The organism is Janthinobacterium paucivorans (assembly GCF_051380805.1).
Taxonomy (GTDB): domain Bacteria; phylum Pseudomonadota; class Gammaproteobacteria; order Burkholderiales; family Burkholderiaceae_D; genus Janthinobacterium; species Janthinobacterium lividum_D.
Genome location: NZ_JBNYXR010000002.1, coordinates 193,393 through 212,829, shown reverse-complemented (window position 1 = coordinate 212,829; position 19,437 = coordinate 193,393). Strand labels below are relative to the sequence as shown.

General features: G+C 61.9%; 15 protein-coding genes. 6 read left to right on the top strand and 9 right to left on the bottom strand.

The window, feature by feature from the left end; genetic code table 11:
• Positions 1-150: 150 nt before the first annotated feature.
• From ACQ4V8_RS03985 to ACQ4V8_RS03945, 9 genes are all read right to left on the bottom strand, one after another.
• Complete coding sequence (locus ACQ4V8_RS03985; RefSeq protein WP_436570946.1) at positions 151-3,888, bottom strand: LamG-like jellyroll fold domain-containing protein; 3,738 nt, start codon at positions 3,886-3,888, stop codon at positions 151-153.
• A 23-nt stretch (positions 3,889-3,911) separates the two neighbouring features.
• Positions 3,912-4,361 (bottom strand): agglutinin biogenesis protein MshP, encoded by a 450-nt coding sequence (locus ACQ4V8_RS03980; RefSeq protein ID WP_010399034.1) that lies wholly within the window; start codon positions 4,359-4,361, stop codon positions 3,912-3,914.
• On the bottom strand, positions 4,358-5,257 hold the full coding sequence (locus ACQ4V8_RS03975; protein ID WP_010399037.1) for a prepilin-type N-terminal cleavage/methylation domain-containing protein: 900 nt from the start codon (positions 5,255-5,257) through the stop codon (positions 4,358-4,360). Before ACQ4V8_RS03975 ends, ACQ4V8_RS03980 begins: the two co-directional genes overlap by 4 nt.
• Positions 5,254-5,883, bottom strand: a complete 630-nt coding sequence (locus ACQ4V8_RS03970) for a prepilin-type N-terminal cleavage/methylation domain-containing protein (protein ID WP_436570945.1) — start codon at positions 5,881-5,883, stop codon at positions 5,254-5,256. Before ACQ4V8_RS03970 ends, ACQ4V8_RS03975 begins: the two co-directional genes overlap by 4 nt.
• Positions 5,870-6,448 (bottom strand): pilus assembly FimT family protein, encoded by a 579-nt coding sequence (locus ACQ4V8_RS03965; RefSeq protein ID WP_436570944.1) that lies wholly within the window; start codon positions 6,446-6,448, stop codon positions 5,870-5,872. The genes ACQ4V8_RS03970 and ACQ4V8_RS03965 overlap by 14 nt, the downstream gene beginning before the upstream one ends.
• 127 nt (positions 6,449-6,575) lie before the next feature.
• Positions 6,576-7,055: a type II secretion system protein gene (locus ACQ4V8_RS03960; protein ID WP_142303414.1), complete on the bottom strand. Its 480-nt coding sequence runs from the start codon at positions 7,053-7,055 to the stop codon at positions 6,576-6,578.
• Between the two features lie 58 nt (positions 7,056-7,113).
• Positions 7,114-7,653 carry a type II secretion system protein gene (locus tag ACQ4V8_RS03955; protein WP_010399042.1) on the bottom strand — a complete coding sequence of 180 codons (540 nt, stop codon included), beginning with the start codon at positions 7,651-7,653 and terminating at the stop codon, positions 7,114-7,116.
• A gap of 8 nt (positions 7,654-7,661) precedes the next feature.
• Positions 7,662-8,894, bottom strand: a complete 1,233-nt coding sequence (locus ACQ4V8_RS03950; protein ID WP_010399043.1) for a type II secretion system F family protein — start codon at positions 8,892-8,894, stop codon at positions 7,662-7,664.
• Position 8,895: 1 nt separating this feature from the next.
• Positions 8,896-10,599 (bottom strand): GspE/PulE family protein, encoded by a 1,704-nt coding sequence (locus ACQ4V8_RS03945; RefSeq protein WP_010399044.1) that lies wholly within the window; start codon positions 10,597-10,599, stop codon positions 8,896-8,898.
• A gap of 139 nt (positions 10,600-10,738) precedes the next feature.
• On the opposite strand from ACQ4V8_RS03945, the gene ACQ4V8_RS03940 reads away from it, so the two are divergent.
• The 6 genes from ACQ4V8_RS03940 (at position 10,739) to ACQ4V8_RS03915 (ending at position 19,433) form a co-directional block, all read left to right on the top strand.
• The gene (locus ACQ4V8_RS03940; protein ID WP_436570943.1) at positions 10,739-11,536 is read left to right on the top strand and encodes an ABC transporter ATP-binding protein; all 798 of its coding nucleotides are present in this window, start codon (positions 10,739-10,741) and stop codon (positions 11,534-11,536) included.
• Positions 11,533-12,978 (top strand): ExeA family protein, encoded by a 1,446-nt coding sequence (locus tag ACQ4V8_RS03935; RefSeq protein WP_436570942.1) that lies wholly within the window; start codon positions 11,533-11,535, stop codon positions 12,976-12,978. Before ACQ4V8_RS03940 ends, ACQ4V8_RS03935 begins: the two co-directional genes overlap by 4 nt.
• A gap of 107 nt (positions 12,979-13,085) precedes the next feature.
• On the top strand, positions 13,086-15,059 hold the full coding sequence (locus ACQ4V8_RS03930) for a secretin GspD/PilQ domain-containing protein (RefSeq protein WP_436570941.1): 1,974 nt from the start codon (positions 13,086-13,088) through the stop codon (positions 15,057-15,059).
• On the top strand, positions 15,056-16,519 hold the full coding sequence (locus ACQ4V8_RS03925; RefSeq protein WP_436570940.1) for a tetratricopeptide repeat protein: 1,464 nt from the start codon (positions 15,056-15,058) through the stop codon (positions 16,517-16,519). Before ACQ4V8_RS03930 ends, ACQ4V8_RS03925 begins: the two co-directional genes overlap by 4 nt.
• 5 nt (positions 16,520-16,524) lie before the next feature.
• Entirely contained in the window at positions 16,525-18,228 is a 1,704-nt protein-coding gene (locus tag ACQ4V8_RS03920; RefSeq protein ID WP_010399053.1) for a GspE/PulE family protein, read from the top strand.
• Positions 18,228-19,433 carry a type II secretion system F family protein gene (locus ACQ4V8_RS03915; RefSeq protein ID WP_010399055.1) on the top strand — a complete coding sequence of 402 codons (1,206 nt, stop codon included), beginning with the start codon at positions 18,228-18,230 and terminating at the stop codon, positions 19,431-19,433. The genes ACQ4V8_RS03920 and ACQ4V8_RS03915 overlap by 1 nt, the downstream gene beginning before the upstream one ends.
• Positions 19,434-19,437: the final 4 nt, after the last annotated feature.

Sequence of the window (19,437 nt, the reverse complement as noted above, 5' to 3'; positions counted from 1 at the left end):
AGAAGTGCTCCGGCAACGTTGCCGCGCCAATGATGCATGAAATCAATTTTAATTCATCGTATGGAAGAACAGTCTAAAAAATAATATATTGACAATATATTTTCAAGAAAACACCACGAAAGTCATCTCCCTACACAAAATGCCCTCGCATCAAAACATCTCGCGGATAAATATCAGCGGCTCGCTCTTAAACACGCCGATGGTTTCACGCGCCTGGCCCGGCAAATAGGGAATCAGGGACTGCAGCGTCAGCGTGCCTTTTTTCGTCACCGGCGCGGCCGGCTTGGCCAGTAAAACGCTGCCGACACCCTGCACCAACAGGCCGCTATCGAGCGGCAAGCTGGTGGCGGCCGGTAGCTGGGCATCCGTCAAATTAAGATAATTGGTCAACAGTAAATTCTTGCGCAACAAGGCCGTGCAATTGTCCAGCACATTGTCGACGAACAGCGTGCCGTTCCAATATTGCGCGGCCAGCGGCACGAGCAAGGCGCGCCGTTCGGAACCATACATATTGGCGACCTGCAGGCGCCCGTGGCGCAACTTGGTATTGCCCACCGCCACACTGGCTGCGGGGGTGACGGCTAGTCCATTGACGCTGGAAATGAGCGCCCCATCGGCGTCGCTGATGGACACCAGCAGCGAAAAGTTGTCGTACGGCCCGTCCTGGCCGCTGGGCAAGCGGTTGAAACCATACTGCACCGCCACGCCGGTCGCGGTGGGCAGGATCGCCTGCAGCAAGCCAGGCGGCGCCAGGGTCAGCGTACCGGCACCGGCCATGTCTGCCTGCACCGTGTATACGGCATTGTCGCCGCTAAACTTGATCAACTCCCCCGCCGACAGGCTGCCGCTGCCGGCCAATGTCACTTGCGTGCTGCCCACGGCGTAGCCGGCGCTGTCGGTGGCATAACTGCGACCGCTGCGGCCCTGGCTCCACGCAAAGGCGGGCAAGGCGGGCGACAGGCGGCTGGCGGCCAGCGTCGCACTGCCATTGCGGGCGCCCACGCTCACGCTAGCGAGGGCTGGATAAGCGCTGCCGTAGCGTCCCAGGATTTGATTGCCCTTGCTCAGAGCCGTCACGCCCAGCGCGACGCCCAGTTCGCGCTGGCTCATGTAGGTCAAGTCGCCGCAGGCGGCCGTCAGCGCCCCCGTGAGCGCGTAGTGGTCAGGAAAAAAGCGGCCATAGACGGGCGCGGGACTTTGCGTCTGGTTGGCGATATTGCAGCCAAACTTGCCGCCCACGGCCGTATTGCTGCTGCTGCCGGTCACGCAGTCGCCCGGCTGGTCGACGCTGGTGTAGGAATTGTCGAGCACCGCGTCGGGCAGCATGCGGAAGGTGCCGACATCGCTGTACGTCACGCCGCTATTGCTGGCCACACCGCTGGCCAATACCGCCTGCCCCAGCGGAAACGGACTGGCACTCGAGCTCGAGCCCAGGCGGTCGCTGTAATCGGTGTTACTGATGAAGCCGGTGATTTTTTGTCCGGCGGCGGAATTGTCGACCAGCGGCGTGCCGTTATAGCCGGCAACGGCCGCCGCACCGAGGGTGAACGGGGTGCCCGCCGGCAGACTGGGCGTGCCGCTCAGGGCGCTGTTGCTCATGTTGGAACTGAGCGTAAACTGTTGCGGTCGCACCGCAAAATTATCGGTCGAACAAGCCACATTGGCGGTGACGCACACGGCCGCCGTGCAAGTGACGCGCACCCGCACATCGCGGTAGGCGCTGTACTTGGGCGCCACGGCGCTGATGGCGTTAGCCGGGATGCTCACATTGGCGCTCGAATAGCCGCCCACGAACGTGGCCAGGCCCAGCGGAATGACCGCCGTCTGGGTCAGCGGGCAGTTATTCGCCCCTAGCGCGACACCGGTGGCGGTGTTGGCCAGCAAATCAACCGTGGTCACGCCAGCGAAAGTCGTTTCCAGGCTGGCATCGCTCTTCAGTTTTACCAGGTCGAGCTTGAAAGCCGTATCGGCCAACTTGGTATTGAGGCGGGCATAGCTGATACTGCTGGTGCTGGGCACGCAACGCGGCGTCGTCGCCTCGCAGGCGTTGAAGAGCGCCACCGCGCACGCCTTGATCACCAGCGACTGGTCCTCCTGCTCCGTGAACTGTCCATCCGTCACATTCACGCTGACGGTGGCAGCCGTGCCGCTGCTCAGGCCGAACACAGCCTGGTATTCACCGTTGAACAGATAACTTGCCACGCCATCGTTCAAGGTACCATTATTGAGCACGCCATAGCCGGCGATCAAGGCCCAGTCGCCTATGCCGTTCGATGTGCTCAGCACGATTTGCGTGGTATTGTTGGGCATCACGATATTGTTATGGTTGATGTCATGCGCCGTCACCGTGACCGTGCTTTGCTGGCAGGTCAGGCCCGTGCCCGAATTGCTCACCGCATAATGGCTCAGGCAACCAGCCTGGCTCAGGTTCTGGTCGCGCTGCACCAGCGCCAGGCCACCTTCATAGTTATAGGCACGCAATTCGTCGATGGCGCCATCGGCGGAATTGCCGCTGCCGTTTTGCCCCGTCACCGTGCTGCGGTTATCGCCGATATACACGCTGCCGATGCGCGGCGACGCCACCGCCGCCGTGGTGAACGCCGACTCCTTCTGCAGCACCCCGTCGACGTAAATGCGCAGGCGGTCGCTATTGGCTGCCGCCAGCGCATTGAAGCTCCAGCTCACGGCAATGTGTTTCCAGGTACCGGCGGGCACGCTATTGGCGGCCGTTTCCACCACGCGCTGGTTGCCCAGACTGTCGGTGACGACAAAGCGCAAGGCACCCGTGCTGCGCCGCACGAGAAAAAACCATTCATTGTTCATTTGCGTGGCATCGAGCAATTGTGCATCGCGCGCCCCGCTGCCGGACCAGGCCGTATTGGCCTTGTACCAAAATGTGATCGTGCCGGCGCCGCCCATACTGACGGGCACGGAAAGACCGCTATCGATCGCATCGATGGCAGTGGCGCTGGTATTGAGTGGGAAACTGGCGGCACGGCAGACGCGACCGGCGGCGATCGTCTGGGCGCCGCCCAGCACCGTGCCATCGCGCCCGTTGCCGCTGGTATCGCTCACTTGCGCCGGCGTATTGTTCCAGCTGGGCTGCTCCATGCGGTACTCGAGCACGGGGCGGGGAATATAGAACTTGATGGCTGAATTGCTGACCGGGAAGCCGGTCTGCGGCGTGTCGTAATCGTTGCTGTCGGCCTGCCAGCCAATCTGCCCCAGCTTGCCAGAAGGTCCCGCCACTGCCGCGCCGTACTGGTAGATGAATTCGCCGTTTTCCTGCAAGATCAATTGCAGGCTGTAAGAGCCAGTGGGGTTGGAGCCCGTGGTCCATTCCGGCACATTACTCCAGGTCACCACGAAGCTGCGATAGGGGGCGGTGCCGATGGTGGCATAGCTGATGTAACACGTGAGGCGGCTGGCGCAAGCGGTGTTGTAGCTGGGCAGTTCCAGTTTCGAGGTGGGATCGAGGTCATTGCCATAGATGCGCATGGTGTAATTCAAGCTGCTGTCCGGATAGGGCTGCGTCTGTACCGGGCTGCCATAGCCGCAAGTAACATTGTTATTGAATTGCAACCGTCCGTTCGTCATCACGCGCACCGTGCTGAAGGCAACGCCCGAATACATGAAGCTAAAGCCGATGGGCAAGGCATCACTGAGCGTGTCGTCAAGGATGGGCGGCGTGGTGCCGCAGCCGGCGGAACCGTTGAAGCGGTAAGGCGAGGTGTTATAGCCAAGCTTGGCATGACTGCTGGCGTCGATCCAGCTATAGGCAAAACTGGTGTTGGCGTAGGTTGCCGCCTGGGCCGACGCGCAACAGAACATGGCCAGAGCGACCAGTCGGGCCAGTGCAACTAGCCATAAAGTGGTGACTGCCTGCATATTATTCCTTTCTAGCGGCATGCTCAAAATTCCGCCTGCACGACGCGTTGCACATAATCAGGATGGTTGGTGGCGTTGGCGGTGGCGCAGACACTGGCCACAGGCTGGTTGCAGGCGGTCGCAATGACCTGAAAACGCGGCAGCGCACCCGCCGCCTGCGTACAGCGCACGGTCACGCTAAAGCCACTCAGGGCGCTATTTGCGGGCAGCGCAAAATGGCTGCTGGCGACACAACTGCCGTCCACGCGCTGCCGGTATACGCCCCACTCCATGCCGGCCCTGGCCGCCTGGTAGGCGCGCGCGCCCTGCACGTCCAGCGCCGACTCGGCATGCTGCATGGTCGAGATGGAGACCAGTGCCACGCCCAGCGCGGACAGCACCACTAGCAAGAAGATGGCGGTGACGATGCTGAAACCGCGCGCCTTGCGGTATGGCGGGCGCCCATGCGGCATGGGGGAAATGGATAGCGTCATGGCGAATTATTAATCTGTGCCTGCTGCACCAGCGTGACCTGACCCGCGTTGCCGCCGGGTACGCCCAAGGTCAGGCTAATACGCACCAGGCCGCGCTGCAGGTTGGGCAGCGTATCGAAGGAAAATTCGCATTGCGCGACCTGCATCGCCATCAGCGCCGCCGACGACGCGCTAGTCAACGGCGCGGCAGCGGCGCTGACCGGCTGGACAGGGTCGATGGCATAACCGGCATAGCGCGTCAGCGTACCGGTGCCGTTTGTATTTGGCGCGCAGTGATAAGTGACGACCGTACTGACCACCTGAAAACGATAGCTGAGCGAAGGCATGGACGGCGTTTGCGCGACGAAGGGGTTGCTGGCCAGCGTGACATTGTTGCCGTTTATCGCTGTGACCCGGGCGCGGTTGCATTGCCCGCTGCAATTATAGGCGTCCACGGGAGGCTGATCGCCGAGATTATTGACGACGATAAAGTCGCCGGCAACAATGGTTTGCAAGCCGGACGGCGCGGTGCCGACGATGCTGAAGATAGTCGAGTTGGCCACCGGCGTGCTGGGATCAAAGGCCAGCACATTGCCCGGTGTCACGCTGAGATCGTCGTCTTCCGACAAATAGCGCCCACCCGCCTTGGTCAGCAGCAGCTCCAGATAACTGCCACTGCTATTGCTCGTCACGCGCACGCTGTTGGGCAAGGCCAGGCGCACCTCGCGCGTGATGCGACGGGTCGCCAAATCGGCCGCGTCCGCCAATTCGGCGCGGGCGCTCACATCCAGGTAACCTTGTATGGGAGCGCGGATAAATACCGTCACCATGCCGGCAACGATGGCCGTGATGACGATCACCACGATCAGTTCGACCAGGGTGAAACCGCGTTGCCGGGGCGTGGGAAAAGTCATCATGGAACGGCATTGCCTGCGTAGCGGGTGCGGTAGCCGGCCAGCACGATCTGTTGATTCGTGGCATAAGTCACGGTGACCGTAATGCGCAAGACATTCATGTTGACGGGCGCAGCGGTCGATACCAGGCCGGCGCCGGCCGGCCCCAGTGCCGCGTCGGGAGCAATGGCCACGCTCACCGCATAGCCTTCAGGAAAGCGGTTTCCAGCAGCGTCATCCGGGTAGATCACGGAGGCATTGAAGGCCCGCACATAGTCGCTGACATTGTAATACGGGCGCCCCGTGGCAGGCACCACCGCGCTGACATTTTGCGGCGTATTGCAGCCCTCAGGGTTGGTGGCGCTGTCGTACTGCGCGGCATTCTTCGCCTTCTCGGCTGCCGGATCGGCAAGCGGATCGCAAAACGTGAACCGTGCCCCTTCGATCTCATCGAGCATGGCTTCGGCGATCGCCAGCGCCTGCTTGCGCAATTGCGGATCGGCGCTGCTGGCCGTGGTGCGGGCGAAGATTTGCAGCAGTCCCACGACGGCGATGCTGACCACAACGATGAAAATGACCAACTCGATCAGGGTCACGCCGCGCTGCGCCGTCCTGCGCACAGGCAAGACGGCTATGCTAGTCATGGACATAGCCGGTCTCCCCTTCGAGCACCAGGTTGCGCGTCATGTCCGCGCCATTGATGCCGATGCTGACGCGCGCGGGAAAGCTCGATACAGGCTCGACATCGCCCACACGGTAAGGACGGCCCAGGGCATTGAAGTAAAAGGCGGCCGCTTGCAGCGGCACGCTATAGCTGATCTTGTTGGGCGCCCCCTCGCACAGCCATGCCGTGACATTCGCGCAGGCAGCCAGGGTGGCCGTGCGGCCACTGTTGCTGCCAGTTGGCGGCAAGACACGGTTGGCCGCCTCGCAGGCGGCGCTAAAACACAGGGCGATGCGGCTGCCGTTGAGCAGCACGAACACGGGCCTGTTTTGCGCAATTGCCAGTTTTTGCGCATAGCGCAGCATGCTGACGTTTTGATCAGCAAAGCTGCGCGCATCAAAACTGTCTTGCTGAAAGAAGCGCGGCATGGCGAAAGCTGCCACGATACCACCCACCACCAAGACGGCGATCAGTTCGACCAGGGTAAAGCCACGCTGCTGGCGCCCACGGCTCGCCCGTACGGCAAACATCAAATCCGCTGGAAACAACATCGTATCCACGCACCTATGGCAAAGGACGGCATGCCGGCTGAAACATGCCAGGACAAATAGAAAGCGCCTGGCGAACCAGGCGGATTGCATGCGGCGCACATGGCCGCCGCATGCGCAGCTTACGCTATTAGCAATTGCTCAGGGCAGGTGAAACACCCACCTGCGCCGCCACAGTCGCCGTGGCGACCGTATAGGTGAACGCGCAGGTAAGATGGCTTGCATCGGCGGCAATCGATACCGGCGCCGTACCCGAGACATTGTAGTCATTCAAGCCACCTGCGGCGAGTACGATGCCAGCCGCATCAGGATAGCCGTTCGCCATGGAGATGGTAGTGCCTTCCATTTGTACCGTGACGGTCCCAGTAGTGGGCGAGCCATTGACCAGCCATTGCGCGTGGGCAAGGGAAGCGGCAGCCTGTACCGAGGCGCGGGCGCCGTTGACTTTCGCCAGGCGGGCGTCGGCCGACAAATTGATAAAACGCGGAATCGCGGTGGCCGCCAGTATGCCCAGGATGACGATGACGACGACCAACTCGATCAGCGTAAAGCCCGCCTGGCCACCTTGTTGAAAACGACGAATCGATTGCTTACTATTGCTGATCTTCATGCTGATCTCCAAAAAATCAAAAAACACCATAGACAAAATTTATCTACACAATATCGAACTATTTCAGCCCGCCCGCCTCGCCCATCTGCATCAGTACCACCTGAGGCATCTCAACCGAGATTGAAGGGCTGGCCGAATTAGGGGGAGCTGGCTGCAAGCTTACCTTGAATTGAAGCAACTCGGAATGGTATCCGCCAAAAGTGTTGCTCCGATTTAATATATATATCAATTCTGCATTACTTTGATCAAAAAACCAATGACTTTGGGGGAGTTTTGCTATCTCCGGCGTCGCATACTCGCCCAAATAATTGGGCGGCTTTTCAAGCAGCCAATCGACGGGATTCTGCCCGACCAGCGCCGGCAACTGGTTTTGCCGGTCAGTTGCATACAGTTGCAGCACTTTCATGCGCAGGCCCGCGCGCAAGGCGACGATCGTTTGCTGCACCGCGACCCGCTCCGCCTCCCGCTGAACCAGCGTTAAGCGGCTCAGCAACACGAGCGCCAGCACGGTGATAACGGACACCACGACGGCCAGCTCAAACAAAGTAAAACCGCGCTGCCTTGCCTTGCCAGCCGCAATACTTTTTTGGGGCGACATGCACGCTCTCATTTTTGCAGGGCCACCTTGCCCAGATCCCACACTGGCAAGAAGATACCCAGCGCCAGCACCAGCGTCATGGCACCAAGGAAGGCGATCAGGATGGGTTCGATCTGCGCAGACAGTGTCTTCAATTCGTAATCGACTTCGCGCTCGTACATCTGGGCGATTTCATTCATCAAATCATCGAGTGAACCGGACTCTTCGCCGACGGCGATCATTTGCAGCACCACCGGCGTGAAGACGCCCGCCGTCACCGAAGTGCGCAAGATGCTGTCGCCGCGCTCGACGCCGTCGCGCATCTGTTCGACCCGGGCGCACAGATAGGCGTTATCGACCGTTTGCGATACCACCGTCAGCGCCTGCACGATGGGCACGCCGCTGGTGCTGGACAAGGCGAAGCTGCGCGCGAAACGCGCCATGGTGCCTTTCAGGATGATCTTGCCGGCGATGGGGAAGCGCAACTTGTAGCGATCCCAGGTGTAGCGGCCGGGAATCGTGCGCAACCAGGCCCGGAAAGCGGTTATCGAGGCAATAGTCACTACCAGCAGCAAGGGCCAGTAATTGACCATGAAGGCCGACGTGCCGATCAGGATGCGGGTCATCAAAGGCAGTTCGGCGTTGAAGCTGGCGAACACTTTCACGAATTGGGGAATCACGAACATGTTGACGATGACCATGGCGATAAGCATGGCCACGATCACGAAAGTGGGATAGCGCGTCGCCGTCTTCACTCGCGCGCGCATGTCGCGGTCAAATTCCAGGTGATCGAACAGGCGCAGGAACACTTCATCGAGGCGCCCCGTCATTTCGCCCACACGCACCATCGACAGGTAAAACGGCGTAAACACGGTGGGGTGGCGCGCCATGGCAGCCGACAGTTCGCGTCCCGCGTCGAGCGACTCGCGCACATCTTTGATGACGCGGCCAAATGCGGGACTGATGGCCGACTCCTGCAGGCCAGCCAAGCCGCGCATGATAGGCACGCCAGCCTTGAGCAGGGTGTAAAGTTGGCGGCTGAACAATTGCACATCCATCGAGCTGACTTTTTTCTCCGTCAGCCTTTGCCACCAGCCGATATCGGCACCGGTGGTGGCGGCTTTTTTGGTCGCCAGGATTTCCACCGGCGTCGCGCCGGTGGAAAACAATTGGTCGGCCACAGCGCCGCTGTCGGCGCCTTCCATCACGCCGCTCAGCAACTCGCCGCTGGCATTGCGCGCCTTGTAAGCAAAAAATGGCACGTCAATCCTCGCTCTGGTTGCTGATGCGCATCGCTTCCATCACCGTCGTGCGGCCCTGCACTACCAGCTGCACGGCGTGGCGGCGCAGCGTCTCGCCCGCCATTTGCTCCTTCGCCACCTTCATGAAGTGGGAAGGATCGGCATGGTTGGCGGCATCGGCCACGGCGCGCGTGATTTCCAGCAATTCGTACACGCCCGTGCGGCCCCGGTAACCCATGCCGTTGCAATGCGAGCAACCCTTGCCGTGAAAATACTGATTGCGCTCGACCAGCTCGCCCAGTTCCAGGCGCAGCCATTCGTATTCGTTGGGCGTGGGCACGTAGGGCGTGCTGCAACTTTCACAGATCACGCGCACCAGGCGCTGCGCCAGCACCGCTTGCAGCGAGCTACCCACCATATAGCGCGGCACGCCCATGTCCATCAGGCGCAGCGGCGTGCTGATGGCGTCGTTCGTGTGCAGCGTCGACAACACCAAATGGCCCGTCATGGCAGCACGCAAGCCGATTTGCGCCGTTTCCTGGTCGCGCATCTCGCCCACGAGCACGATGTCGGGATCTTGCCGCAGGGCCGAGCGCAGCACGCGGGCAAAGTTCAGCTCGATCTTCTCGTTCACTTGTACCTGGTTAATACCGGGCAAGCGGTACTCGACGGGATCTTCCACCGTGATGAGCTTTTTTTCCACCGAATTGAGTTCGGCCAGGGCGCAGTACAAGGTCGTCGTCTTGCCGCTACCGGTTGGCCCCGTCACCAGCACCAGGCCGTTCGGGCGGCTCACCATGGCGCGGAACTGTTGCACCAGCTTGGGCGGCATGCCGATGGCGTCAAGGCGCAAGGTCGTGCCGCCCTGATTCAAGAGCCGCATCACCACCGATTCGCCGTATTGCGTCGGCATGGTGGAAATACGCACGTCGATGCGCTGGTTTTTCACGCGGATGGCGAAACGACCGTCCTGCGGCAGGCGCTTCTCGGAAATGTCCAGGTCGGACATCAGTTTCAGGCGCAGCGCCAGCGAACTGGCGATCTTGCTGTCCGCTTCCGTCTGCAGGTGCAGCACGCCGTCGATGCGGAAGCGGATCTGCAACCGGCCTTCCTGCGGTTCGATGTGGATGTCCGAGGCGCGCACCTGGGTGGCATCTTCGAACACCGATTGCAGCAGCTTGACGATGGGCGCCTCTTCCAGGCCCGGATTGGCGGCCAGGGCACCGAAGTCGACCGACACGTCGCCCAGGTCCTGCTCCAGCTCGCGCGTCAAGCTGGAAATATCTTCCGTGCGACGATAGATGCGGTCGATGGCGGCCAGCACCTCCGTTTCATTGACGACGGCCAGCTCGATATGGCGCTTGACCAGGCGCGCGATCTCATCGTACGCGAACAGGTCGGTGGGGTCCGACATGCCGACCAGCAAACCCTCACGCCGGTCTTCCAGCACCAGCGCGCGGAAACGCCGCGCCTGGGTTTCCGGTAGCAGCCGCACCAGTTCGGGACTGATGTTAAAAAACTTCAGATTGATGTAGGGAATATCAAGCTGGCGCGCCAGGGCGCCGGAAATTTGCTCTTCCGTAACGAAGCCGTGCTCGACAAAAACGCGGCCCAGCTTGCGCCCCGAACGCTTCTGTTCCGTCAAGGCCTGGCCCAACTGTTCTTCCGTCAGCAACTTCTGCTGCACCAAAATTTCACCGAGCCGGACTTTCTCTGGCCTTGCCATGCTTACTCCTCGACAAATTCTTCAGACGATGCACGCCAGCGGCGCGTACGGGTATTTTATTCCAGAACCTGTTGTTTCTTACAGAAAATACATTGCGCAGCTTGATTTTCGCGCATTTCAGCACGCTGCAAGGAAACACTTGCCGCCCACCCGTCGCCATGGCAATAATGCTGGTCGTACGTCGTCTTGCCTGCCACCTATTGCCCCTATGAACGCCTGCGCCATCGAGTTTAACAATGTGCATCTGCAACTGGCCGGTAGTGCCGTGCTGCGCGGCGTCGACCTGCAGGTACGCGCGGGGGAACTGTTCGGCCTGGTCGGCGTCAATGGCGCTGGCAAGACTAGCGTGCTCAAATGCCTGCTGGACTTTTGCACGCCCGAACGGGGCGACATCGCCATTTTCGGCCAGCCGCACCGGCATGGCGCGGCGCGCCAACCGCTGTCTTTTCTGCCGGAACGTTTCCAGGCGCCCCACTACCTGACGGGCGGTGACTTCCTCGCTTATTTGACGCGCCTGCACAAGGCGCGCCCTGATGCGCAAGCCGTGCAACACACCCTGAGCGCGCTGGACTTGGCGCCGGAGGCCTTGCGCCGCCCCGCGCGCGAGTATTCGAAAGGCATGATGCAAAAACTCGGGCTGGCCGCTTGCTTGCTGTCGGGCAAGCAGCAACTGCTGCTGGACGAGCCGATGAGCGGGCTCGACCCGAAAGCGCGCGCACAGTTCAAACAAGTGCTACGGCAAGCACGCGCGCAAGGCCGCGGCGCCTTGCTCACGTCGCATGCACTGGCCGACGTGGAAGAGTTGTGCGACCGCATGGCCATCTTGCATCGGGGCCGCATCGTGTTTGCCGGCACGCCCGCCGAATGTCGTGCGCGCCATGGCGGCGCGGCGGACGCCAGCCTGGAGCAGGCTTTCCTCAATTGCATCGCAGCATGAACAACGACCCGCACGCTACACGCCAGAGGCCGCCCGACCGGCATTACGCGCCCTCCCCGCACGGCATGTATCTGCGCCATTTCGGCTTGCGCACGGCCCCCTTCGGCATCACGCCAGACCCGGCCTTCTTTTACCCTGGCAATACGCGCGGCGAACTGCTGGCGGCGCTGCTGTACGCCGTCACACAAGGCGAAGGCATCATCAAGCTGACGGGCGAAGTGGGCAGCGGCAAGACCATGCTGTGCCGTATGCTGGCCGAACGCCTGCCGCCCCAGATTGACGTGGTGTACCTGCTCAACCCCCGCCTGGAACCGGATGAAGTCTTGCACGCCATCGCCGCCGAGCTGGGCCTGACACTCGATGGTTGCCGCGCCGACACCGTGCTGCGCGCCCTGCATGGCGAGCTGATCGCCCGACATGCGGCCGGGCGCCAGGTGCTGCTGCTGGCTGAAGAAGCCCAAGCCATGCCGGGTGCGACCCTGGAAGCGCTGCGCCTGCTGACGAATCTGGAAACGGCCAGTCACAAACTGCTGCAAATCGTCCTGTTTGGCCAGCCGGAATTGCAGCTTACCCTGGACTTGCCACAGTTCCGCCAGCTCAAGGAGCGCATCACCCATAGTTTTACCGTGCCGTGCTTGCCGCCGGCATTGCTGAACGACTATCTGACGTGTCGCCTGGCCGCCGCCGGCCGCACAACACCGCTGGTTTTTACGCCGGCCGCACTGCGCCGCTTGGCGCGTGCTGCGCAGGGCATCGTGCGCAGGATCAATATCCTGGCCGACAAAGCCTTGCTGGCGGCATTTGCCGACGATGCGCAGCAAGTCAGTGCGCGCCATGTGCGCCTGGCCATCGCCGACAGTGCGTTTTACCGCGCGCCATGGCACGCAGGCAAGCTGCTGGCGGGCGCCTTGTGCGCGTTGATGCTGTTGCTGGCCGCTGCGCTGCTGTGGCAATGGCTGATGCCGGGCCACAAGTCGGGCATGGCGACGGGCATGGCGGCGCCCGCCACGTTCCCGGCAGCACGCTCGCACGCCGCGCCGCCTGCGCTGCTCGACAGCAAGCTGGCCGAATCGCGCGGCTGGCTGGCACAGCAAGGATCGCAGCAACTGGTCCTGCACATTGCCAGCCTGCCTGCCAGCGAGACGACCGCGGCAGAAACTTTTTTGCAGCAGGCGCAACAAGCCATCGGCCTGCACAACGTGCACGTCTTTCGTCTGCCTGGTACAGTGTCCGCAAGCAAGTGGCAACAACAGGCACCCGCCAGCGCCAGCGCGCGCCTGGCCATCGTCTATGGCAGCTTTGCCGACCAGGCCAGCGCCGAAGCCGTCTGGGCGAGAATAGCCCCCGCATCGTCGCAGAAAATATTTCTTAGCAGCATAGATAGTATCCGCACAGAAATTAATGCCACCGCCCCGGCACAGGCGGGGCGTGGCGCACCCTGACTTTATTTCGACATATTCCCCCCCGGGCCTGCACAGCGGATTGCTTTTAGGCGATCATGCTAGTTAAAATTACAAAAGCACAACACGACTCAAAGGGCGAACTTTTCATGACTCAACACCCTATTCCTGTGCTGGCCTCTTGGGTCACTCTTGCCTGCAGCGCCATGCTGGCCGGCTGCGCCACGCCTCAAACGCCGCTATCGCCTGGCCACGTCAATGCCGCGCCCCCTCCTGCTGGCGCCATTCCCGAACCGGTGCAGCAAAGTAGCGCGCTGGCCGCGCCCGTGCCGGCGCCCAAAGTGGAAACCTATAGCGTCACCGTGCACAAAGTGCCCGTGCAATCGCTGCTGTTTGCGCTGGCGCGCGATGCTGGCATGAACATCGACATCCACCCGCAGATCGAGGGCAGCGTCACCCTCAATGCACTGAACCAGACCTTGCCGCAACTGCTGTCGCGCATCGGCAAGCAAGTCGATATGCGCTACGAAATCGATGGCAAGAATCTGATGGTGCTGCCCGATGCGCCGGAGTGGCGCAATTACAAGGTCGATTACGTTAACATCGCGCGCAGCACCAACAGCAGCGTGAATATCGCCACGCAAATCTCCACGGCGGGGGGCGGGTCGAACAACGCGAGTAATCCCGTCGGCAGTACGCAAGGCGGCAATGGCAACAACAATTCGACCACCCTGGTAGTGAATCGTTCGGAAAATAATTTCTGGTACAGCCTCGAAAAGAATATCCGCGACCTGCTGCGCGAAACCACGCTCAATGACGTACAGGTGGACCCGTTGGCACAGCTGAACCAGCAATTGACGAACGTGCCCAGCCAACAAGGGCAACAAGGCCAGCCGCAGAACCAGGCCGGCAATTTGCCTGTCACGGGCGCGACCGGCCAATACGGCGCGCAGCCGCCGATGCAAGGTGGCGGCCAGAATGGCGGACTGTCGGGGTCTGGGTCTGGGTCTGGGTCTGCGCCGGGCCAGCAGGTGGCCGGCCAGAGCGGCAACCCTGGACAGGCACTGGACGCGAACGGCATGCCGCTGTTAAAACTGGCCAACAAGGGTAGCCCCTCGTCTGTCGTCGTCAACGTCGAAGGCGGATTGATCGCCGTGCGGGCGACGGGGCGCCAGCATGAAAAGATCGCGCAATTCCTCGATGCGGTATTGCACAGCGCCAAGCGGCAAGTGCTGATCGAGGCAACCATCATCGAAGTGCGCCTGAGCAATGAATACCAGCAAGGCATCAACTGGGCGCGCCTGACGGGCAGCCTGAGCCTGACCCAGAAACAAGTCGGTTCTGCGGCCCTCAGCAGCGGCGTGACACCGGGCGCCACGCCCGGCATCTTCCTGCTCAATTATCTGAAAGACAGTTTTTCCACCACCATCCAACTGCTCGAATCGTTCGGCAAGGTAAAAGTGCTGTCCAGCCCGAAAATTAGTGTACTCAACAATCAGACCGCCATGCTGAAGGTAGTCGACAACAATGTCTTCTTTACCATCAAGGTGACGCCGGCCGTGATCAGCTCGACGGGCACCATCAGCACGCCTGCGACCTATGAGTCGAAACTGGAAACGGTGCCCGTCGGCTTCGTCATGAGCGTCACGCCGCAAATTTCCGACAGCGATGAAGTGACCTTGAACGTGCGCCCCACCATCACGCGCATCGTTGGCTACGTGCAAGACCCGAATCCGGCCCTGGCCACGGCGAATGTGCAAAGCCGCGTGCCCGTCATCCAGGCGCGCGAGCTGGAATCGATCATGAAGGTGGGCAATGGCCAGATCGCCGTGATGGGTGGCCTGATGCAAGATTCCATCGACAATGCCCGCGATGGCGTGCCGGGCCTGTCCGGCCTGCCTTTGGTGGGTAATTTGTTTACCTACCGCAACGAAGCGAGCAGCAAGACGGAGCTGGTGATTTTCATGCGCCCGGTGGTGGTCAAGGATGCCAGCATCGACGGCGATTACCGCGACTACCGCTACCTGCTGCCCGGCCAGGCGCCGCTCAATACCCAGCCGTACACGGATGGCCAACCGGCCGCCGGCCAGCCGCAGGCACGCCTGCAGGGAGGCTTCCCATGAGCTTGCTGATGCAGGCGCTCAAGAAGGCCGAGCGCGCCAAACAGAATAGCCTTTCCGACGAAGAACTGGAAAAGCCGTCCGAGGCCTACGACCAGGTACTGGAGCTGGCACCGGCCGATGCCGTGGCTCCGCGTGCCATGCCGGCCGCGCCACCCGTGCAAATGGCCAGCACGCTGAGCCTGGAAGCGCTGCCGGAGTCACCCGCGCCGCCGCCCCAGCCCAGCAGTACCCAGCCGGCTAGTGCCCAGCCGGCTTCGCCGCCAGACCCGCAAGCGGGCGCGCAAGCCGGTGCGCAGCAGTCGACTCGCCCCGAACCACCGCCCGCCCGGCCACGCGTCAGCCGCAGCAATACGCCGCCGAAAGGTCCCACCGGGCCCATCAGCGTCGATCCGGCCACCGTGCGCCTGGCCATCCTGCTGGCGATGCTGCTGCTGGTGGCCGGTTCCATGGCGTATTGGTACTGGCGCGCCAGCACCAACCCAGGCGCGGGCGCCAACTTGCCCGGCGTACCCATGCCGCTGACGGACGCCCCGGGTGCGTCCGGTGTTGCCGGCCCCATCGTGGTGCTGCCGGCAACACCGGCCGCGCCACCCGATACGCAGCCCTCGGGCGCAACCTTGGCACCGGACTACCCGCGCGATGCGCGCCAGGCAGCCGGTGCGGCTGAGCAACAGGCGATGAACCAGCAAGCCATGATACAAGCGGCGGCGCAGGCGGCAGTGGCGGCGCAACTGGCACGCACGGCGCCGCCCGCCCCACCGAGCCTGCCGCCCGTGGCTGCGCCCGACAACAGCCAGATCCAGGTACAGCGCAGCGTTGCTGCGCCGCATATCAACCCCGGCGTGCAGCAAGCCTACCTCGCCTTCAACGGCGGCCAACTGGGTCTTGCTCGTCAGCAATATGAAACAGTGCTGCGGCAAGATGCCAACAACCGCGACGCGCTGCTCGGGCTGGCGGCAGTCGCCCTGCGCGAGAACCAGGGCGCACAAGCGGCGTCGCTGTACCTGCGTTTGCTGGAAATCAATCCCGACGATGGCGAAGCGCTGGCCGGCCTGATCGGCCTGCGCCAGGGCGACGTGGTGCAGAGCGAGGCAAAGTTGAAAGCCATCCTGGCGCGCAGCCCCGACAGCGCTCCCGTGCTGTTTGCACTCGGCAATGTGTACGCAAAGCAACGCCGCTGGTATGAAGCGCAGCAACAATTTTTCCGCGCCTATGGCGCCGCGCCCGGCAATCCCGACTATGCTTTCAACCTGGCCGTGGGCCTGGACCGGCTAAACCAGCCCAGGCTGGCCGCCACGTATTACCAGCGCGCACTGGACCTGGCGCAAGCCACGCCCGCCGCGTTCGACCGGACCGTGCTGCAGGCGCGCCTGCGCGACTTGGCTGGCGCCACGCCAGCGGCGGGCGCTAACGCGGCAAACCAGGCAGACCCGGCCATCATTATTACCCGTCAAGAATAAGCGACATGGCAGAACAGGCAAAACTTCCACTGGGCAAATTGCTGATCCAGAAAGGCGTGATCAGCGAAGATCAATTGCGCATCGCCCTCATCGAGCAGCGGCGCAGCAGCGAGCCGCTGGGCAAGCTGCTCATCACTTTGGGCTTCGTCACGGAAGCGACCGTGCGCGAGGCGCTCAGCGAAAACCTGAAACAGGTCAGCGCCGACTTGTCCAGCCTGGTGGTCGACGCCATCGCCCTGAAACTGATCCCGAAGGACGTTGCCAAGCGCTACCGCGTGTTTCCCATCGTGTATGAGCGTCAGGCGGACAATCTGATACTGGCCATGGCCGATACCAGCAACATCGTGGCGCTCGATCAAATCAGCGCCATGCTGGTCAAGGGCATCACGATTTCTACCGTGCTCGTCAACGAATCCGATATTTCGCGCGCCATCGACCAGTACTATGGCTTCGAACTGTCGATCGACGGCATCTTGCACGAAATCGAAACGGGCGAAGTCAGCTACCAGAGCATGGCCTCGCCGTCCGATGAGTACAGCCAGCCCATGGTGCGCCTGATCGACGCGCTGCTGGCCGACGCCGTCCAGAACGGCGCCTCGGACATCCATTTTGAGCCGGAACAGTCGTTCCTGCGCATCCGCTACCGCATCGACGGCATCCTGCGGCAAATCCGCAGCTTGCACAAATCGTACTGGCCCGCCATGGCCGTGCGCCTGAAGGTGATGTCGAACATGAATATCGCCGAGGCGCGCGCGCCGCAAGACGGACGCATCAGCATCAAGTTTTCCGGTCGACAAATCGACTTCCGCGCCTCGGCGCAGCCCACCACGCATGGCGAAAACGTCGTGCTGCGCGTGCTGGACCGGCAAAAAGGCATCGTGCCGCTGGACGCCCTGGGCTTGGCCGAGGCGGAGCTGCAGCTGTTGAAACTGATGATTGCGCGCCCCGACGGCGTGATCCTGGTGACGGGCCCGACGGGCAGCGGCAAGACCACCACCTTGTATTCGATACTCAACCATATCAATACGGAAAGCGTCAACATCATGACCCTGGAGGACCCGGTCGAGTATCCTATGAATATGATACGCCAGACCTCGGTCAACGAATCGGTCAAGCTGGGCTTTGCCGACGGCATCCGCTCGATGATGCGGCAAGACCCGGACATCATCCTGGTGGGCGAAATCCGCGACCGCGAAACGGCGGAAATGGCCTTCGCCGCCGCCATGACGGGCCACCAGGTGTATTCCACCCTGCATACGAGCTCGGCCATCGGTTCCGTGGCGCGCCTGCTCGACATCGGCATCCTGCCCGACATCATGGCCGGCAACATCATCGGCATCGTTGCGCAGCGCCTGGTGCGCCGCTTATGCCCGCATTGCAAGGAAACGCTGATCGCCGACAGCGTCGAGCGCCGCCTGCTGGGCCTGGCGGCCGACGCTGCGCCCGTGTCCATCTGCCGCGCCGTCGGCTGCGAGCGCTGCGCGCACCAAGGCTACAAGGGCCGGCTAGCCATCATGGAAATTCTCAAGATGACGGCCGAACTCGATGAATTGACGGCGCGTCGCGCGAGTAGCCGCGAATTGAAGAACGCAGCGCGCGCGGCCGGCTTCAAAGGGCTGGTCGACGACGGCATGCGCCGCGTGATGGAAGGCGTGACGACCCTGGAAGAAGTGGGCCGCGTGGTCGACCTGACGGAAAGGCTGGCCTGATGGCGCAATATGTCTACCGTGCCATGGATAGTGCTGGCCGCCTGGTTCCCGGCAGCATGGAGGCGGCCAACGTGCCGGACCTGGAAGCGCGTTTACACCGCATGCAGCTCGACTTGGTCGATTGCAGGATAACGGGCCAATATCTGGTGCTGCTGGGCAAGCGCATCATCCATCGCCGCGACCTGATTAATTTCTGTTTTCACATGGAACAATTGACAGGCGCGGGCGTGCCCATCCTGGAAGGCTTGAACGACTTGCGCGAAAGCACGGATCACCCGCGCCTGCGCGAAGTCGTCACGGATCTCATTGAAAGCATCGAAGGTGGCCTGCCGCTGTCGGGTGCGCTGGGCCAGCATGGCGACATCTTCGACGCCACGTTTACCAGCCTGATACTGGCCGGGGAGCAAAGCGGCAGGATCGCCGATGTGTTCAAGAACCTGTCGGAAAGTTTAAAGTGGCAAGACGAGCTGGCGTCGCAGACGCGCAAGATCATCATGTACCCCGTCATCGTGGCGGTGGTGGTGGCGGCCGTGACGTTTTTCCTGATGATTTATCTGGTGCCGCAGCTGACGGCCTTCATCCGCAACATGGGCGGCGAGCTGCCGCTGCATACGCGCGTGCTTATTGCCGTGTCGAATGTCTTCATCGCTTACTGGTATCTGCTGCTGGCCTTACCCGTACTGCTGTTTTTCGGCCTGCGCGCCCTGATCGGCCGCAGCGAGGCGGCCCGTTACACCTGGGATGGCTTGAAACTGCGGCTGTGGCTGGTCGGTCCCGTGCTGCACAAGATCATCCTGGCCCGCTTTGCCACTTTTTTTGCCTTGATGTATGCTTCCGGCATCACGATACTCGAGTGCATCCGCCTGTCCGAAGGCATTGCCGGCAACCAGGTGGTGGCAGCCGGCCTGCGCCGCGCCGCGCAGCTGATCAGCGAGGGTCACGGCGTCACCGCCGCCTTCCAGCACACGGGCATCTTCCCGCCGCTGGTGGTGCGCATGCTGAAGGTGGGCGAGGCCACGGGTTCGCTGGACACAGCCTTGCGCAATGTCAGCTATTTCTACAACCGCGAAGTGAAGGAATTGATCGAAAAAGTGCAGGCCATGATCGAACCCACCATGACGGTCATCCTGGGCTTGCTGCTGGGCTGGATCATGTTGTCGGTGCTGGGGCCGATTTACGACACCATCAGCACAATCAAGACCTGAGGCC

Excerpts from the sequence above, each read along its gene's own strand:
- ACQ4V8_RS03960 (WP_142303414.1), bottom strand. The coding sequence starts at position 7,055 with ATGAAGATCAGCAATAGTAAGCAATCGATTCGTCGTTTTCAACAAGGT.
- ACQ4V8_RS03915 (WP_010399055.1), top strand. The coding sequence starts at position 18,228 with ATGGCGCAATATGTCTACCGTGCCATGGATAGTGCTGGCCGCCTGGTT.
- ACQ4V8_RS03945 (WP_010399044.1), bottom strand. The coding sequence starts at position 10,599 with ATGGCAAGGCCAGAGAAAGTCCGGCTCGGTGAAATTTTGGTGCAGCAG.
- ACQ4V8_RS03920 (WP_010399053.1), top strand. The coding sequence starts at position 16,525 with ATGGCAGAACAGGCAAAACTTCCACTGGGCAAATTGCTGATCCAGAAA.
- ACQ4V8_RS03930 (WP_436570941.1), top strand. The coding sequence starts at position 13,086 with ATGACTCAACACCCTATTCCTGTGCTGGCCTCTTGGGTCACTCTTGCC.
- ACQ4V8_RS03985 (WP_436570946.1), bottom strand. The coding sequence starts at position 3,888 with ATGCAGGCAGTCACCACTTTATGGCTAGTTGCACTGGCCCGACTGGTC.
- ACQ4V8_RS03965 (WP_436570944.1), bottom strand. The coding sequence starts at position 6,448 with ATGTTGTTTCCAGCGGATTTGATGTTTGCCGTACGGGCGAGCCGTGGG.
- ACQ4V8_RS03935 (WP_436570942.1), top strand. The coding sequence starts at position 11,533 with ATGAACAACGACCCGCACGCTACACGCCAGAGGCCGCCCGACCGGCAT.
- ACQ4V8_RS03925 (WP_436570940.1), top strand. The coding sequence starts at position 15,056 with ATGAGCTTGCTGATGCAGGCGCTCAAGAAGGCCGAGCGCGCCAAACAG.
- ACQ4V8_RS03975 (WP_010399037.1), bottom strand. The coding sequence starts at position 5,257 with ATGATGACTTTTCCCACGCCCCGGCAACGCGGTTTCACCCTGGTCGAA.
- ACQ4V8_RS03980 (WP_010399034.1), bottom strand. The coding sequence starts at position 4,361 with ATGACGCTATCCATTTCCCCCATGCCGCATGGGCGCCCGCCATACCGC.
- ACQ4V8_RS03955 (WP_010399042.1), bottom strand. The coding sequence starts at position 7,653 with ATGTCGCCCCAAAAAAGTATTGCGGCTGGCAAGGCAAGGCAGCGCGGT.
- ACQ4V8_RS03970 (WP_436570945.1), bottom strand. The coding sequence starts at position 5,883 with ATGTCCATGACTAGCATAGCCGTCTTGCCTGTGCGCAGGACGGCGCAG.